The sequence below is a fragment of the Actinomyces oris genome, from assembly GCF_001937445.1.
GTDB classification, from domain to species: domain Bacteria; phylum Actinomycetota; class Actinomycetes; order Actinomycetales; family Actinomycetaceae; genus Actinomyces; species Actinomyces acetigenes.
This window is the reverse complement of sequence record NZ_MSKS01000007.1, coordinates 1-16,348: the sequence shown is the minus strand read 5'-3', so window position 1 is coordinate 16,348 and position 16,348 is coordinate 1. Positions and strand designations below refer to the sequence as shown.

Here is a 16,348-nt window from a genome sequence, read left to right as displayed (position 1 = left end):
GCCGGCAGAACTATTTACACCGTCACAACAGCAGCGCCCCTAGGGTCCTGTCCCGTGCACGTAACCGGCTCATTCGAACCACCGACAGGCTGTCCGACGACGTCGAGCACGCCGCCCGAGGAGGCTGCGCCCAGCAGGCCGTCGGGTACCTCACCGACAGCGCCGTCGACGACGCCCTCCCCGCCTCGCCGGCGCATCATCGGGCTCGATATCGCCCGCGCCCTGGCACTGATCGGCATGGTGGTGGCCCACCTCATGGAGCCTGAGAGGTGGCCGGCAGAGATCGTTCGCGGGTTCCCCTCGGCCCTGTTCGCCGTGCTGGCCGGCATATCGCTGTCCATCATGGGATCGCGCGGGGTCCGTGAGGGAGGGGCGGCGCTGGCGGCATCACGTCACGGGATCATCGTCCGCGGCGCCATTCTCATTGTTCTGGGCGAGATGATCACGCCTTTCGCCGGCACCATCAACGTGGTGCTCACGGCCTTCGGCATCTGCTACATCGCCCTGGCCTGCGCACCGCGCTGGCACACCCGCACGCTCATGGTCGTCCTCGCGTGGACGATCATCCTCTCCGCGGTCTGCCACGTCCTCGACGCCACCGTCGGGGTGCCCTCACAGGCACTGGCCGGGGCCTACCCGGCCTTCGCCTGGGCGAGCTACATGATCACCGGGGTACTCGCCCACCGTTTCATTGTGGGCAGCACCCGGGCCCAGGCCCTCACGGCCGCCGTCGGCCTGCCCCTCGCCGTCGCCGGAGCCGTGGCACGCAACACCATCGACGTCGTCGCCGCGGTCTCCTCCGACAAGCTGAGCGTCATCATCCCCATGATGCTCATCGATCCGGTCACCCACTCCGGGGCGCTGATCGACCTCGTCACGACGGCGGGCGGGGCCCTGGCCATCGTCTCCCTGTGCCTCCTGGCCCACAGAGGGACTCGCACCGGCTGGGCGGGCCGGCTGGTCCTCCCGCTCCAGGCCATGGGCTCGATGTCCCTGACCGTCTACGTCTGTCACGTCCTGAGCGCCGGTCCCTTCCTCTCCGACGACGCCCCGCTGCGCATGCCGGTCCTGGGGGCCGCCACGATCCTGTTCACCCTGGCGCTGGCCACGATCATCCGCCTGAGGTTCGACCACGGCCCCCTGGAGTGGGCGCTGCGGCGGCTCGTCCGAACCGCCACCGACCAGAACCGTCCCGGCCGGACGATTCCCGGACTCACCTGAACCATCACCGCCCCAAACTCACACCGGAACCCGCACGAACGCCTTCATCCCACACACCGCACCGCCGCTCAGGTCAGAGGAGAACACCATGTCACCCACCGTCACGATCCCGGACCCCCAGCCGCTTCCGCACCGTCTTCACCTCCCCCGCTCGCTCGTGCGCGCCCACGGCCTGCTCGCCGTCACCGCCCTCGCGCTCCTTCCAGCAGGCGCGGCGCACGCACTCATGAGTCCCGACACGGCCGGGGCCGACGACGCCACCAGTTCCGCCGTCGTCTCCGAGAAGATCGGCAGCGAGGGCGATCCCAACGGCAACTGCACCGGCACCGCGATCGCCCCACGGTGGGTGGTGACCGCCCGGCACTGCGTCGAGAACTCCCCCAAGGCCTCCGGGTCCTCCGTGCGCATCGGCCAGGGCGACAAGCAGCGCGTCGTCAGCGTCGACCGGTGGGAGAAGGCCCCCGCCGGCGACATCGCGCTCATGCACACCACGGAGGACATGAAGCTCGCCAGCTACCCCAAGATCGCCGACACGGTCCCCTCCTCCGGTGAGGTAACGGTCTACGGCTGGTCCTCCGACGGCTCAGGCGGCACCAAGACGCTGCCCAAGGCGACCGGAAGCATCACGGGCACCGCGGACTTCACCCTCTTCGAGGGCAAGCAGTCCCTGAGCGTCGATCTCCGCAACGGCGCCAAGACCCAGCCGGGGGACTCCGGCGGCCCGGTGTTCACCGGGGACAAGGTGGCGGCGGTCCTCACTGCGAGCATTGACGAGAGCAATCCCGAAGCCACCTCCTCCAGCCACTTCACATGCGCTCCCCTGGCCGAGCAGCACGACTGGATCATGAAGACGATCTCCGCCGACGACGGCGACTCGGGCTCCCAGGCCAAGGCCAAGGAGTCCCGTGACCTCAGCCCGCTGTGGCTGGTTGGTGGAGGGATCGTGCTACTGGCCGCGTTGGGCGCGTCCTTCGCCGTCATCAAGCGGGGCAAGAAGGACCAGGTGGCGGACGAGGCCTCAGCGCCCCTCACGGCCGGTAACGCCGGCGCCTCTCACGACTCCGACGCCCGGGTCGGCGAGCCCGACTCCGAAAGCTCCCCCACCGAGGAGTCCTGACCCAGTCCCCTGCGGTGGCGGTGGGTGAACGGAGACGGGGCTGCTCTCCCACCGCTGCCGCAGGCCTTGTCAGCTCCGCGCAGCGAGCCGGTCGGCGCGATGAAGACGCGCGGATTGCTGTCACACCCTCGTGGAAGGATGGTCACTGAAGCCACAAGGCGAACGGGGGTGATCGAGCATGGCTGCGGGCACAACATCGAGCAGCAGCAACGACGCCGCGGCGGCCAGCGCGCACAGACCGGGCTGGGCGGGATTCTCCCCGACCACCCGCACCTGGTTCCTCGACGCCTTCCCCACCGGGCCCACCACCGTGCAGGAGCGGGCCTGGGCCGCGATCGGCCGGGGTGAGAACGCCCTGGTCATCGCCCCCACCGGTTCGGGCAAGACGCTCGCGTCCTTCCTGTCCGCCATCGATCGCCTGGGTCGGCTCGACGCCGGCGAGGAGGCCCGCGAGCGCCCGGAGCCAACCGACGGCGTGCGGGTCCTCTACATCTCTCCGCTCAAGGCTCTGGGAGCGGACGTGGAGCGCAACCTGCGCCGGCCGCTGGCGGGGATCGCCGCCGTCGGCCCCACCCGCCCGATCTCGGTGGGGGTGCGCTCGGGGGACACGCCCGCGCGGGAGCGTCGTCGGCTGCGCAGCCACCCGCCCAGCATCCTCATCACGACGCCGGAGTCGCTCTACCTCATGCTCACCAGCGCCGTGCGGGAGACGCTGCGGACGGTGGAGACGGTCATCGTCGACGAGATCCACTCCTTCGCCGGTTCCAAGCGCGGCACGCACCTGGCCGTGTCCCTGGAGAGACTCGATGACCTCCTGGGGCGGCCAGCGCAGCGCATCGGCCTGTCCGCCACCGTCTCGCCGCCGGAGGAGGTCGCCCGCTTCCTCGGCGGGCCGCACCCGGTGACGATCATTGCCGACGACGGCCGGGCGACGCCGGAGGTCACGGTGGCCGTACCGGTGGAGAACATGGCCCGTATCCCGGCGATCTCGGACCGGCGCACCCGGATGGAGCGGGCGCTGGCAGCACCCGCGAGTGCGGGCGGCGGCTGCGGCGCCCAGCCCTCCGGGCTCGGGCGGGCGGGGTCCTCGCAGGCCTGGCGCTCCGATAAGGCGCTGGGCCGGGCCATGGCGGCGGGGCGGGCTGACGGGCCCGGTGCGGGGGTGCCCGCCCGGGTGTCGGCCTCGATCTGGCCGCATCTTGAGAACGCGATCCTCGACCAGGTCCTGGCCCACCGCACGACGCTGGTCTTCGTCAACTCCCGGGGCGCCTGCGAGCGACTCACCGCGCACCTCAACGAGGCCTACGCCGCGCGTCTCGGGACGGCGGCGCCAGCGCCGCAGGCGCCGGTTCACCGGGAGTCCTGGGAGATGGGAACCGGTTCGCACACCGAGGCCCTGGCGGCGGGCGCCCCGGTGATCGCCAAGGCCCACCACGGGTCGGTCTCCAAGGAGCAGCGTCTGGGTGTGGAGCGGGAGCTGGCCGCGGGCGAGCTGAGGTGCGTGGTGGCCACGGCCTCCCTCGAGCTCGGCATCGACATCGGCTCGGTCGACCTCGTGCTCCAGGTGGCGCCGCCCCCGTCGGTCGCAGCGGGCCTGCAGCGGGTGGGGCGCGCCGACCACCGGGTGGGCGGGCGGCCGCGCGGCGTCATCTACCCCGTGGAGCGCACTCACCTGGTGGACGCCGTCGTCGCCGCAGAGGGGATGCGCGCCGGGGAGATCGAGCGCACCGAGCTGGTGTCCAACGCACTGGACGTGCTGGCCCAGCAGACGGTTGCCGCGGTGAGTGTGGCGGAGGGGCTGACGGCCGAGACCTGGTTCGCCACCGTCAGGCGGGCGGCCCCCTACGCCTCGCTGCCGCGCCCGGCCTTCGACTCGGTCCTGGAGCTGCTGGCCGGCGGTTTCGCCTCGGCGGATCTGGCGGACTTCTCGCCGCGGATCGTGTGGGACCGCGCCACCGGTGAGCTCAGTGCCCGCCCCAGCACGCAGCGGCTGGCGGTGGCCTCCTCGGGAACGATCCCGGACCGGGGCATGTTCCCCGTCGTCCTGCCCGAGGGGGCGCAGGATGCCGGGCGGCGGCGGGTCGGGGAGCTCGACGAGGAGATGGTGCACGAGTCCAGCCCGGGCGACATCATCACGCTGGGGACGTCGAGCTGGCGGATCCGCCAGATCACGGGGGACCGCGTCGTCGTCGACCCGGCTGAGAGGCGCAGCGCCCGCCTGCCGTTCTGGAAGGGCGAGGGGCTGGGGAGGCCGGCGGCCACCGGGCTCGCCAAGGGCTTCTTCCTGCGTGAGGCGCAGGCATCCTTGCCGGCGGAGGCGGGAGCCGGGGAGTCGGAGGGCGAGCGGTCGCTGCGGCGCCGGCTCACGGAGGCGGGACTGGATGACCATGCCCGCAGCAACCTACTGGCGCTGCTGTGCGAGCAGTACCGAGCCACCGGCGCCCTGCCGACCGATGAGACCCTGGTCCTGGAGCGCTATGAGGACGAGTCCGGCAGCTGGCGGGTCATCGTCCACAGCACGCTGGGTCGGTGCGTCCACGAGCCCTGGGCGATGGCGATCCGGGAGCGGGTGCACCAGGTGCTGGGGGTGCGCCCGCAGATCATCGTGGCCGACGACGGCATCGTCCTGCAGATCCCGCCGGTTGAGGGCGACCTCCCGGGGGCCGGGCTCATCACCTTCGACGCCGCGGAGATCTCCTCCCTGGTGCGCAGCCGGATCGAGACGACGGCGCTGTTCGCGGCCCGGTTCCGCGAGTGCGCAGCCCGCGCCCTGCTCATGCCCGCCGCCCGCCCGGGGCGCCGCACGCCGTTGTGGCTGCAGCGGGTCAAAGCCGGACAGCTGCTCGAGGCCTCCCGCCAGTTCCGGGACTTCCCCGTCAGCGTGGAGGCGGCGCGCGAGTGCCTCCAGCAGTACTACGACCTGCCCGCGCTCACCGACCTCATGGAGCGTCTCGCCTCCGGCCGGGTGCGCGTCGTCGAGGCCATCACCAGTGAGCCGTCGCCCTTCGCCCACCCGCTGCTGTTCGGGTACGCGAGCACCCTGATCTACCAGGAGGATCTGCCCCACGCCGAGCGCCGGGCCCAGCTGCTCTCCCTGGACCCCAAGGCGCTCGACGCCCTGCTGGGCGACGCCGGCATCGCGGACCTGCTCGACGACGAGGTCCTGGCCCAGGTGGAGGCCGAGCTCCAGCACCTGGCCCCCGGCAGGCGGGTACGCGCCGACGCCGAGGCGATCGCCGATCTTCTGCGTGAGCTGGGACCGTTGAGCGCGGCCGAGCTGGCTGAGCGGTGCACCGACGTGGGCGGGCGGGATCCGGAGGAGGATGCGCGAGGCGACAGCGCGGACGGGGCCGACGGTGAGGTCGAGGGCGAGGTCGGGCGGGCGCTTGCTGAGCTGGCCGGGGCGCACCGAGCCGCCGCGGTGCGGGTCGGCGGGCGGGAGCTGTGGGCCCGGGTCGAGGATGCCCAGGATCTGCGGCGGGCCCTGGGAGCGGAGGTCCCCGACTGGGCGCTGGAGCAGGCTGAGGCCGGTGGCGCTGTCGAGCGGACCGCGGCGGCCCGTTCACCGCTGAACGACCTGCTTCTGCGTTACGCGCGCACCCACACGACTGTGACGCCGCAGCGCGTGGCGCTGGCCTTCGGGCTGGGGACGGCGGTGGCGGAGGGAGCCCTGGCCGAGCTGGCCGGGGACGGCTCCCTCGTGGACCTGGGGGCCGCGGGGTGGATGGAGTCGGCGGTTCTCACCCGGGTGCGCCACCGCTCCCTGGCCCGGGCGCGGGCCGCCGTCGCTCCGGTGCCACCCACGGCTCTTCAGCGTCTCGTGCTGGAGCGGGCGGGGCTGGATGAGCCGGGCGGCGGCGTCGACGCCCTGGCGGAGGCCCTGGCGGCACTGGAGGGCGTGTGGCTGCCGGCCGGCCTGTGGGAGTCGGTGGTGCTGCCCGCGCGCGTGGCCGACTACCGGCCGGCCATGCTTGATGAGCTCATCGCCTCCGGGGAGGTCGTCTGGCAGGCGCGGCCCGTCAGCGATGCGATGTCCCGATCCGGTGCGGCCCGGAGGCGAACCGGGGCCGAGGACGTCCCCGCGCCGGGCGAGATCGCCTTCTTCCCCACGGACTCCGCCCTGGCGCCGGTCGCCGGGGAGGCGACCGCCCCGGGTGAGCCGGAGGCGCCGGAGGGCCGGGAGACGGGAGTCACCGGGGAGGAGCTCTGGCAGCTGGTTCGTGAGGGGGCCGCCACGGGCCGCTCCTTCGAACCGGTGCGCCGGGCACTGGTGCCCGCCGCCGGGACGCGTACCGCCCTGCCCTCACGGCGAGTGCGCAGCCGCCGGGGCCGTCGCCTCATGATGGGGATACCGAGCGCTGGGGAGGTGACGGCGGCCGGGCGGCTGTCCTCCGTGGTGGGCTCCACCTCCTGGGTGAGGCTGTCTTCCACCTCGGCGGGCGATGAGGAGCGGGCGATCGCGGAGGTGGAGTCACTGCTGGACCGCTACGGGGTCGTCTCCTGCGACCTCGCCCTGACCTTCGGCGGCGCGGGAGGGCTCGGGCCGCTCATGCCGGTGCTGCGGCGCATGGAGGAGACCGGGGTGGTTCTGCGTGGCAGTTTCATTGAAGGCTTGGGGCCGGCGCAGTTCGCCGAGCGGGAGAGCGTCGAGCGGCTGCGGTCCCTCACCCCCGGCCCCGCCGGCGCGGCGGAGACACCGGTCGTGCTCGATCTCAAGGACCCGGCCTGTCTCGTCGGGCGCGGGGTGCCGTGGCCCGAGCCGGTGCTACCTGCTGGCCTCGGCGAGTCGGCCGGGGGCCACGGTGAGGAGACGAGCGGCCCGCCGGTCCGGCGCCAGGGGGCAAGCGTCGTCGTGCTGGGTGGCGCCCCGGTGCTCTACGCCTCAGAGAACCTCAAGGTCCTCATCTCTTACACGTCCGCGCGCGAGGAGCTGGCACGCGCCCTGACCGCGCTGGCGGCCGACAGGCAGCGGATGTTTACGCGCCAGGGGACCGCCGCAATCAGGCGCCGCACAGTGGTGGAGTCCCTCAACGGGGTCACCGCGCTGGAGCCCACCGTGAGCGACCTCTTGCGTCAGGCCGGTTTCGTGCGCGACCCCAGGGGGATGCGGCTCGCCGTCGGCCCCTCCGGAGCCACCTGGCGATGAGCGGGCCGGCCCTTCACCGGTGACAGAAGCCGGCCCATGGTGCGCTCCACGCGTCCACAATGAGGACATGGCCGATCCGCACCCCGTCACCGGAGCGTTCTTCGATTCCCCGGTCCCTCCCGGGACCGGGTGGCCCGAGGATCCCGCTACTGCCGCCACACCCGTGGCCCGATCGGCCGCCGATGTGGCGCGCCTGGCCGACTCGTCGTCGGATCTGCCCGAACTCGACGCCCGGGTCACGGTGTGCCGTGCCTGCGACCGGCTCGTGGCCTGGCGTGAGGAGGTGGCCCGGACCGGCCGTCGCGCCTCCTTCGCCCATGAGCCGTACTGGGGGCGACCGGTGGCGAGTGTCGGGCCGGCGGATGCCCGCATCTACGTCGTCGGGCTGGCGCCCGCGGCCAATGGGGCGAACCGCACCGGCCGCATGTTCACGGGGGACCGCTCCGGGGACTGGCTGTGGGCGGCCTTCCACCGGGCGGGCCTGGCGACGTCCCCCACCTCGACGGCGGCCGGCGACGGGCAGCGGCTCACCGGGGCGCGCATGGGCGCCGCTGTGCGTTGCGCCCCGCCGGCCAACAAGCCGACGGCCGTCGAGCGCGCCACCTGCGCCCCGTGGCTCGCCCGCGAGATCGCCCTCATGCCTGAGGTCAGGGTGCTGCTGGCGCTGGGCGGGATCGGATGGGGCGCGGTGCTGCGAGTCACCCGCGAGGCGGGGTGGACTCTCCCCCGCCCCCAGCCGCGCTTCGGCCACGGGGCGACGGCGGAGCTGACGACGCCCGATGGCAGGGCGGTGACACTGCTCGGCAGCTACCACCCCAGCCAGCAGAACACGTTCACCGGTCGCCTCACCGAGACGATGCTCGATGAGGTGCTGGCGACCGCCAAGCGCCTCGCTGAGGCATGACGTCGGGCTGCGGCCGACGCGGTATCAGATGCGGTTGGGCAGGATGGCCTCGAGCTCGGCGAGGGTCCGCGGCGTCTGCTCCGCGGGAGCGTCGACCTCGGCGCTCTCGGTGTCGTCGGAGGTTGCGTCGCCCTGGGGTACGTCGATCCCCAAGGCCAGGGACAGGCCGGCGACGGCGGCGCGGGCCGAGGCGGCCCGCTCGCTGGGTGTGTCGCTGGACTCGCCGCTGGCGGGGGCCGATGAGGGCGGCTCCGCGGTTGCCTGGAGAGGCTCGGCGGTTCTCGCAGCATCGGGGGCTGAGGAGGCCGACGCCGCGGCGGCCGCCCGCTCGAGCTCTCCCAGGTCGAGCCCCACCAGGCGGCTGCTGCGCTCCTCGGAGGCTTCCTCGGGCGAGTCGGCCGTGCGACGGCGGCGCGTCGAGGAGGCCGCGCGTCGGGAGCGCTTCGCGGCGGGCTTCTGCTCGGACGTGGCGGACTTCTTGGTGGTCTTGGTGCCGGACGCCTCCGCCTGCTCCTCGGCAGCGGGCGCGGTGGCATCCGTGCCGGCGGCGCCGTCCTCGGCCTGAGTGTCCGGGGCGCCGGCGTCCCGAGCCGGCGACTCCGTATCGGTTCCCTGACCGGGGGCGCCTGCTACGTCCGCCGCGTCCTCGGCGGGGGCACCACCCGGCTCGGCGTCGACGTCGTCGCCCTGCTCAGCGGCGAGCTCGGCGATGCTGCGGCCCTCGCGCAGATCGAGCCCGTTGGTGCTCAGCGGCACCATGAGGTGGTCGTCGACCCGCGAGGGGTTGATGGGCCACTCCGGGCCTTGATCGGGCAGGTCGGTCTCGGAGTGGGCACCGCAGCCGTGGTCCAGAGAGACGACGCTGCCGTCGTCGGCGGCCCACTCGTTGGCGCACACGCCGAAGATGGCGCGCAGGGCCCCGGCCATCGGCACGAAGAAGCCGCAGGTCGAGCAGGTGGCGTGGGCCTTGCGGACGCCCTCGGCCTCGGGGCCGTGGTCGCCGCCGTACCAGCGCTCGGCGGCACTGGCGACGCCCTGGGCACTCAGGACCCGGGGGCGGCCCAGGTCGAGCTCGTCCAGGGCGACGGCGTCGGCGTCCTCACCGGTGGCCTCCCACCCGGGTTCGAGGCGCTCGTCGGTCTCCTTGCGGGGAAGGCGGTCGGAGCGGGTGATGTCGCCGGGTTCGAGGCGCTCGGCCCACGGGACCCAGGCGGGCGCGAGGAGGGCCTCCTCACCGGGGAGGAGCTCCACCTCGCAGACGGTGGCGGTGCGGCCGCGCGGGACGCGGCTGAGGGTGACCGCCCAGCGCCAGCCGCGGTAGCCGCTCAAGGTGCAGTCGAAGAGGTGGGTGACGAGGCGCTCGGCGTCGGGCGCGGCGGCCACGTACTCGCCGACGGTGATGGGGTCGGTGACCTCCTCCAGCGCGTGGCGGGCCAGTTCGATGGCCGCCGGGGAGGTGAGGGTCTTGTCCTTGGAGGCCAGGGCCTGCTCGGCCGGGGTCGGCAGGGCACCGGCGCGGGGCACGGGGGCCTGCGTCGGAGAGGGCGAGGCCGCACTCGGTGCCAGAGCCGGGCGCTCCAGGGTCGCCGTGGAGGTGCGCGCCCCGGTGGCGGCGCCCGCCGGTGAACCCGAGTCGGTCCCGGTTGCGGGCTCGCCTGAGGCGTCGGTGTGAGAGTCGATCGTGTCGGTCACTCGGCCAGTGTAGGGGAGGCTCCTGAAACTGCCCCGGCCCGCGAGGGTTGGCCTGGGCACACCGGCCCGCCCTCCCACACTTCGACCGAATCTTCAGAATCGACACAGATACGCGTCGATTCTGAAGATTTTGTTGGTGAGTGAGAGAACGGTCAGCTCGCCTCGACCGAGACGATGCGGTGGACGGCCACGGTCAGCTCGGTCTCGCGCACGACGTCGCGCAGGCGCACCCGCCCGGGCTCCACGGCCATGACCCGCACCTGCCGCTCCTGCACGGCGCCGTCAGGGCCGGCCAGACTCAGCCGCAGCCGCGAGCGCGAGGACTGGGCCTGGCGCAGCACCGCCAGGGCGTGCACCGGGTCGGTGGCCACAGCCGTCTCTCCGGCGGCCTGCAGCGCCTCCTGCCCCACACGCAGCCGCCCTACGAGGGTCGTCAGCTCGCGCCTTCCAGGCCGACGTCGTCGCACCGAGTGCTCGCTGCCGGGGCGCGTCGGCTCGGGGGCCCGGCGGGCCTGCTGCGCGGTGGCCGGCCCGATCACCAGGTGGCCGCCGGTGTCCTCGGTCACCGGCGCCAGCCCGGTGGCGCGCAGCTCGCGCAGTACCTGCCCAGCGCTGGCCGTGGCCACGAGGATCCCGGGAGCCACCTGGTCCAGGCCGAGGTCCTTCAATCGCGGTTCGGCCAGGAGCCCGGTGGCCGTGGCCTCGTCGCCGATCCGCAGCAGCGCGGACACGGCTCGCACGCGCACCGCCCCGTGGTGGCGGGCAGCGTCCTGGATGAGCACACTGAGCGAGTTCGGCAGGGGCGTGGGACTGTAACGGTCGATCTCCTGGGTGATCTCCTCGGCCCGGTAGCCGACGTCGAGCGCGCCGCGCACCGACTCGGGCGTGAAGCGCACCGTGAGCGCTCCGCCGCGCGACTCGACGACGCTCGTGCGTTCCAGCAGTGCGGCCAGCTCGGGGGCGGGGCGGCCCGGCACGATGGCGGTGAGGTCGGACTGGACGAGGATCATCTCGACGGCGGCCGGCAGGTCTGCGGCGAGCGCCGCCTCCAGGGCGGTGAGGGCCTCGTCGTCCGACAGCGGCTCAGCGTGCGCGGCGCCGCCGGTCTCCTCGGCGCGGCCAGCGCCTCCGGGGCCGCCGCTGAGTCCGGTGTCCTGCTCGTCGAGGCTCGCCGCCGCCCGCCGGGCAAGGATCCTGCCGGCCTCGGTCAGCGCTCCGCCGCCGGTGATCCCGAGAGTCTCGGCCTCGGCCAGGACCGCGGAGATCGCTCCGCCGGGGATGGTGCGCCGGGGGCTCTGCCAGGTCAGGGCCGCCCGCACGAAGGCGGGGGTCGCGCTGGTCCCCGGCGGGAGGTCGCCCAGGAGGGCGAGCACCCGGGCGCGCAGTCGCGCCGCCCACCCGGCCTCCAGATCCGGGCCGAGGGCGGCGCGCAGGGTCCCGTCATCGTCGCGGGTGCCCGTCAGCCAGGGGGTGCGGGCGCTGCCCGACCAGGCCAGGGCGAGCGGCGCCCAGCGCTGGGGGAGGCTGTCGGTGAGCCAGCCGGCGGCCCGGGAGGAGGGCACCCAGGTGGCGCCGTCATCGTCGAGTCCCAGGAGCCCGGCGCCCGCGGCGATCTCGATGATGCGGGCGGCGGAGTCGGTCTCCAGGTCGAGGGCGTCGGCGGTGCGGGCCAGGGTGCGCGCGCTCACTCCGCCGGTGCGGCGGATCGTCCCGCCCTCGCGGCCCCACTCCTCCAGGAGGGCGGCCACGAGCCGGACGGCCTCCTCGGCGTGGAAGGAGGCCTCGGAGGCGACGACGTCGGCACCCACCGTCTCCAGGTCGCCGACCTCGGGGGCAGTGAGGGGCTCGCGGGTCAGACGGCCGCCGCGCAGGGCGAGGGCGACCTGGCGCGGCAGGATGAAGCGGGTGCGCCCGTGGGCATCGCTGCTGCGCTCCAGCCAGCCGCGGTCGATGAGCGGGGCCGCGCCCGGTGCGGTGCCGCCTGCGCGCAGGGTGCCGGCGGGTGGCCCCCAGGTGAGGGCCTGGAGCATCTCCACGGAGGCCGCCGGGATGACCGGCTTACCGCCGGCTCCGCTGGCCGAGTGCTCGCTCAGTTCCTCCAGGGTGGGTGGCAGCTGTTCGGCGCTCACCGGCTCGGCGGCCCAGGGCCCCAGGCCGAAGGGGTGCGGCCCGAAGGCCGCCTCGAGCGCGGCCAGGGGCCTGCCCTCGATGACGAGCGCCAGCCGGCGCAGGTGCCCCAGCGCCTCAGAGACCTGCTCAGCAGGCAGTGGGAGGTGAGCGGCGACCAGCCCGGCCAGGTCAACGCTGGTCGCACCGTCCGCACTGTCCGGGTTGGCCGGATGGCCTGCGGGATCGCTGGCCGGCTCGCCGAGGGGCGCGCCGCCGGCCCTGCCGGCCCCGGCAGCCTGCCCGTTCCCGGCTGCCTCGGTACTCTCGGTGACTTTGGTCAGCCCGGCTCCGTTGTCCTCCCCCGACCCATCGGGTCGGTTGAGAGCCACCACTGCCTCGGCCACGGCCAGCGTCGGTGCATCCAGCTCGGCCAGGGCGTGCTCGATGCTGCCCGGAGCCCCCGCGCGGGTCGCCAGTGCCAGGAAGGAGGAGGACGGCGGCGCGGCCAGGTCCGGGCGCGCCACCAGCAGGGCGGCGACCTCGCGGTCCGGCAGCGCCGTCAGGTGCACGGCGAGGTCCTGGGTGGAGGCAGAAGGGCTCATCCGCACCAAAATACGCCCCCGCCCGCTCGCGGACAGAGCGGGCCCAGTCTTCCGGCTAGTTTCGGAAACCGAGAGGCCCCGCCCCGCTCGCGGACAGAGCGGGCAGCGGGGATGAAGGGCGCCGGTGTCCAAATCGGTGACAAAGGGACCCGGCCACCCCTGAGGCCAGCAACGCGAACCGCAGAATCATGCGGTTTTCTTTCGCAGGCTGGAGTCCGTCTCGCGCCTTTGTCACCGATTTGGACACGATCCCGCAGATTTCACTGTTCCTGGCCCCTTGTGGCGCCTCCCGACCCGCGTCCGGGGCTCGCGTTCGCGCCCCACGGCTCGCGCGCCGCCGCGGCAGCCCAGAATCCGGGCCGTCAGCCGCGCTCGCATGGTCATGACACGAATTGATGTGTTGTCACTGCTGGTTCTGCGCTGTCAGCCGCGCTCGCCCCGGGCATGAGACCGGCCGGCTCGCCCCTCCCGCTGGAAGAGGAACGTCTCCTCCGTCACGGCGGCGCGCTGCCCCGGCTTGGGATACTCCCGCCCATGTCCGCTACGCCCAGCGATCCTGCGTCCCCGGCCCCCGACGGCCCGCTCATCGTCCAGTCCGACAAGTCCGTCCTCCTGGAGGTCGCCCACCCCCAGGCCGGGCAGGCCCGCCGCGCCATCGCCGCCTTCGCCGAGCTGGAGCGCGCCCCCGAGCACATCCACACCTACCGGATCACGCCGCTGGCCCTGTGGAACGCGCGCGCCGCGGGCCTGGACGCGGAGACGGTCGTCCACACCCTCATCACCTACTCGCGCTTCCCGGTGCCGCACGCCCTACTCACCGAGATCGCCGAGACGATGAGCCGCTACGGCCGCCTTCAGCTCCTCACCGACCCCGCCCACGGCCTGGTCCTGCACGCCACCGACGTGCCGGTCCTGGAGGAGGTCATGCGTTCCAAACGCACCAAGGGCCTGCTGGGGACACGGCTCGGGGAGGCCGATGTCGTCGTCCATCCCTCCGAGCGCGGTCACCTCAAGCAGGTGCTCATCAAGCTGGGCTGGCCGGCCGAGGACCTGGCCGGCTACGTCGACGGCGAGGCCCACCCCATCACCCTGACCGACTCCCCCGACACCTTCCAGCTGCGCCCCTACCAGCGCGAGGCGGTGGAGAGCTTCTGGGCGGGGGGCTCGGGCGTGGTCGTCCTGCCGTGCGGGGCCGGCAAGACTCTCGTGGGCGCCGCCTCCATGGCCAAGAGCTCGACGACGACGCTCATCCTGGTCACCAACGCGGTCTCGGCGCGCCAGTGGAAGGAGGAGCTCATCCGCTTCACCTCCCTGACCGAGGAGGAGATCGGCGAGTACTCCGGCTCGCGCAAGGAGGTCCGCCCCGTCACGATCGCCACCTACCAGGTGCTCACCACTCGCCGCAAGGGCGTCTACCCGCACCTGGACCTGCTGGACTCCCACGACTGGGGGCTCATCGTCTACGACGAGGTCCACCTCCTGCCAGCCCCGATCTTCCGCATGACCGCGGATCTGCAGGCGCGCCGCCGCCTGGGCCTGACGGCGACCCTCGTGCGCGAGGACGGCCGCGAGGACGAGGTCTTCAGCCTCATCGGCCCCAAGCGCTACGACGCCCCCTGGAAGGACCTGGAGAACCAGGGCTGGATCGCCCCGGCGATCTGCACCGAGGTGCGCTTGACGCTCGACGCCGGCGAGCGCATGGCCTACGCGACCGCCGAGCCCGGGGAGCGCTACCGCCTGGCCGCCTGCTCGCCACGCAAGCTGTCGATCATTGACGCCCTCCTGGCCCGCCATGAGGGCGAGTCGGCCCTAGTCATCGGCCAGTATGTGGACCAGCTCACCGAGATCGCCGAGCACCTGGACGCCCCCGTCATCACGGGCTCGACGACGGTGCGCGAGCGCCAGCGCCTCTACGACGCCTTCCGCTGCGGGGAGATCCGCACGCTCGTGGTCTCCAAGGTCGCGAACTTCTCCATCGACCTGCCCGGGGCGAGCGTCGCGATCCAAGTCTCGGGCTCCTTCGGCTCGCGCCAGGAGGAGGCCCAGCGGCTCGGCCGGATCGTGCGCCCCAAGGAGGACGGCCGCCAAGCCCACTTCTACACGGTGGTCGCCCGCGACACCGCCGACCAGGAGTACGCCGCCCACCGGCAGCGCTTCCTGGCCGAGCAGGGCTACGCCTACGCTATCATCGACGCCGAGGAGGTATGAACCATGACTGACGACACGAAGCGCGCTGCCCAGGAGAAAGCACCCAGGCCACTGCTCGGGTCCCTCTCGGTGCTCGTGGCAACGAGTGGCATGCTCCTTGTCCTCTTTCTGCCATCTTCTATGAACATGGTGAACAAGCTCCTCGCGGGCGAGTACATACCGACGTCCAGGCTGATCGCATTCACCATGGGCAGCACGATCCTGATCGGCTTGCAGCTCGCCGCCTTCCTGTCCCTGTTCATCTGCTGGCGCCGGAGCCGCAGGAAGGCCGCCGAGCATCAGTGAGCCCGGCGGCCGTGCGCGTGCCGGCTCAGCGCGACAGGCGGCGGGCGCGCACGTTGCGCACGAGGACGCGGGCCAGGCTGCGGCCGAAGGCCTGGATGGCGGGGTCGACCCTCTCGGCATCCTCGCGGGCAGCGGCCCCGGCGCTCGCAGCCGCCTCGGGCAGGTCGGCGGCCGTGGCCCCGTGGGTTCCGGCGGCGCCCGGCGCAGCGCTCCGGCCGGCGGCCACCTCCAGGGCGTCGCGGGCGGCCTGGAGTGAGGCCGCGTCCATGGTGCCGGCCAGGTCGTTGAGGGCGTCGCGGGTGCGCCAGTAGGCCACGCGCGCCGGGTCGGACTCGGGGTGGTGCTGGAAGGCCAGGAGCCGGCCGGCCCGCCAGGTGTGGACCGGGGAGCGGTCGGAGGAGGCCAGCAGGGTGGCGGCCTCGGGCAGGTGGGTGACGGCGTCGTGGTGGGAGACGATGACGGGCAGGCGCGTGCCGTCGGAGGTGGGGATCCCGGCGCGGTGGGCGGCGCGGATGGCCTCGGCGGCCACGGCCCCGAAGATCGGGTCGCTCTCGCCGGCGGCCGTGATGGTCAGCTCGACGACGCCGACTTCGTCGTTGCCCAGCGCCGGCACGGCCGTGGAGCCTCCGAGGGCCTCGGCGGCCACCTGGGCGCCCAGGCAGATGGCGATGGCGGGGACGTCGTCGGCGACGACGCCGCGCAGCAGCTCACGCAGGTCCGCCAGCCAGGGGTGGTCGCCCTCGTCATGGGCGCTCATGGAGCCGCCCAGCACGACGAGTCCGTCGCCGATCTCGTCCAGGGTGGGGATGGGTTCGCCCCGCCAGGGACGCACCATGCGCAGCGAGGCGCCCTCAGCGAAGAGCCACTCCCCCAGGCGCCCCACGGGCGCGAGCTCCTCGGGCTCGATGACGGTGATCGTGAGCGTGTCTGTCATGGGTGACATTCTGCCGCCGGTTCGGTTGCCTGCGCGCGGTGACAGGCGCAGGCGTGCCGCCTGAGGTGAACCGACTTGCTCACACCCGCGTTCTGTGGGTTTGTGTTTTGGGCTGGTTTAGTTGGTGGCC

General features: G+C 73.3%; 9 protein-coding genes. 6 read left to right on the top strand and 3 right to left on the bottom strand.

Going from position 1 to position 16,348, the window contains the following annotated elements:
• Positions 1–54: 54 nt before the first annotated feature.
• The 4 genes from BKH20_RS02185 to BKH20_RS02170 all read left to right on the top strand — a co-directional run bounded on the left by BKH20_RS02185 (position 55) and on the right by BKH20_RS02170 (position 8,388).
• The gene (locus BKH20_RS02185) at positions 55–1,221 is read left to right on the top strand and encodes a DUF418 domain-containing protein (RefSeq protein WP_143224928.1); all 1,167 of its coding nucleotides are present in this window, start codon (positions 55–57) and stop codon (positions 1,219–1,221) included.
• An 88-nt stretch (positions 1,222–1,309) separates the two neighbouring features.
• Positions 1,310–2,338, top strand: a complete 1,029-nt coding sequence (locus tag BKH20_RS02180; RefSeq protein WP_075389762.1) for a S1 family peptidase — start codon at positions 1,310–1,312, stop codon at positions 2,336–2,338.
• A 178-nt stretch (positions 2,339–2,516) separates the two neighbouring features.
• Positions 2,517–7,484 (top strand): DEAD/DEAH box helicase, encoded by a 4,968-nt coding sequence (locus tag BKH20_RS02175; RefSeq protein ID WP_075389761.1) that lies wholly within the window; start codon positions 2,517–2,519, stop codon positions 7,482–7,484.
• 67 nt (positions 7,485–7,551) lie between these two features.
• A complete protein-coding gene (locus BKH20_RS02170) occupies positions 7,552–8,388 on the top strand; it encodes a uracil-DNA glycosylase (RefSeq protein ID WP_075389760.1) in 837 nt (278 codons plus the stop codon).
• A 24-nt stretch (positions 8,389–8,412) separates the two neighbouring features.
• Here the strand turns inward: BKH20_RS02170 and BKH20_RS02165 are convergent, their stop codons facing one another.
• A complete protein-coding gene (locus BKH20_RS02165; protein ID WP_256692984.1) occupies positions 8,413–10,080 on the bottom strand; it encodes a DUF3027 domain-containing protein in 1,668 nt (555 codons plus the stop codon).
• 152 nt (positions 10,081–10,232) lie between these two features.
• Positions 10,233–12,791, bottom strand: a complete 2,559-nt coding sequence (locus tag BKH20_RS02160; RefSeq protein ID WP_256692983.1) for a helicase-associated domain-containing protein — start codon at positions 12,789–12,791, stop codon at positions 10,233–10,235.
• A gap of 534 nt (positions 12,792–13,325) precedes the next feature.
• Here BKH20_RS02160 and BKH20_RS02155 point away from each other — a divergent pair.
• Together BKH20_RS02155 and BKH20_RS02150 are read left to right on the top strand one after the other, a co-directional pair.
• Positions 13,326–14,999 (top strand): DNA repair helicase XPB, encoded by a 1,674-nt coding sequence (locus tag BKH20_RS02155; RefSeq protein ID WP_075389758.1) that lies wholly within the window; start codon positions 13,326–13,328, stop codon positions 14,997–14,999.
• A 3-nt stretch (positions 15,000–15,002) separates the two neighbouring features.
• Positions 15,003–15,284 (top strand): hypothetical protein, encoded by a 282-nt coding sequence (locus BKH20_RS02150; RefSeq protein ID WP_143224927.1) that lies wholly within the window; start codon positions 15,003–15,005, stop codon positions 15,282–15,284.
• A 25-nt stretch (positions 15,285–15,309) separates the two neighbouring features.
• Here BKH20_RS02150 and BKH20_RS02145 read toward each other — a convergent pair whose 3' ends face one another.
• Positions 15,310–16,218 (bottom strand): type 1 glutamine amidotransferase, encoded by a 909-nt coding sequence (locus BKH20_RS02145; protein ID WP_070658469.1) that lies wholly within the window; start codon positions 16,216–16,218, stop codon positions 15,310–15,312.
• Positions 16,219–16,348: the final 130 nt, after the last annotated feature.

Bases quoted from the DNA above. Each gene is read 5' to 3' on its own strand.
- BKH20_RS02180 (WP_075389762.1), top strand. From the start codon at position 1,310: ATGTCACCCACCGTCACGATCCCGGACCCCCAGCCGCTTCCGCACCGT.
- BKH20_RS02175 (WP_075389761.1), top strand. From the start codon at position 2,517: ATGGCTGCGGGCACAACATCGAGCAGCAGCAACGACGCCGCGGCGGCC.
- BKH20_RS02170 (WP_075389760.1), top strand. From the start codon at position 7,552: ATGGCCGATCCGCACCCCGTCACCGGAGCGTTCTTCGATTCCCCGGTC.
- BKH20_RS02160 (WP_256692983.1), bottom strand. From the start codon at position 12,791: ATGAGCCCTTCTGCCTCCACCCAGGACCTCGCCGTGCACCTGACGGCG.
- BKH20_RS02155 (WP_075389758.1), top strand. From the start codon at position 13,326: ATGTCCGCTACGCCCAGCGATCCTGCGTCCCCGGCCCCCGACGGCCCG.
- BKH20_RS02150 (WP_143224927.1), top strand. From the start codon at position 15,003: ATGACTGACGACACGAAGCGCGCTGCCCAGGAGAAAGCACCCAGGCCA.
- BKH20_RS02145 (WP_070658469.1), bottom strand. From the start codon at position 16,218: ATGACAGACACGCTCACGATCACCGTCATCGAGCCCGAGGAGCTCGCG.